This window comes from Pseudomonas sp. 30_B (assembly GCF_017491605.1).
GTDB lineage: Bacteria > Pseudomonadota > Gammaproteobacteria > Pseudomonadales > Pseudomonadaceae > Pseudomonas.
In genome coordinates, this window is record NZ_JAFGYY010000092.1 from 1 (window position 1) to 644 (window position 644).

Genomic DNA, 644 nt, shown 5'->3' on the forward strand with positions numbered 1-644 from the left:
AGAGTATAAAGGCAAAAGCGCGCTTGACTGCGAGACAGACACGTCGAGCAGGTACGAAAGTAGGTCTTAGTGATCCGGTGGTTCTGTATGGAAGGGCCATCGCTCAACGGATAAAAGGTACTCCGGGGATAACAGGCTGATACCGCCCAAGAGTTCATATCGACGGCGGTGTTTGGCACCTCGATGTCGGCTCATCACATCCTGGGGCTGAAGCCGGTCCCAAGGGTATGGCTGTTCGCCATTTAAAGTGGTACGCGAGCTGGGTTTAGAACGTCGTGAGACAGTTCGGTCCCTATCTGCCGTGGACGTTTGAGATTTGAGAGGGGCTGCTCCTAGTACGAGAGGACCGGAGTGGACGAACCTCTGGTGTTCCGGTTGTCACGCCAGTGGCATTGCCGGGTAGCTATGTTCGGAATAGATAACCGCTGAAAGCATCTAAGCGGGAAACTAGCCTCAAGATGAGATCTCACTGGGAACTTGATTCCCCTGAAGGGCCGTCGAAGACTACGACGTTGATAGGTCGGGTGTGTAAGCGCTGTGAGGCGTTGAGCTAACCGATACTAATTGCCCGTGAGGCTTGACCATATAACACCCAAACAATTTGCGTGTTGTACGGTGAAGACGTAACGAACCGAAAGTTCGTG

At 53.0% G+C, this 644-nt stretch carries 1 rRNA gene; it reads left to right on the plus strand.

Annotated elements, in window-relative coordinates:
- Positions 1 to 585 (plus strand): 23S ribosomal RNA (locus J5M67_RS27360); the annotation flags it as partial.
- Between the last annotated feature and the right edge of the window lie 59 nt (positions 586 to 644).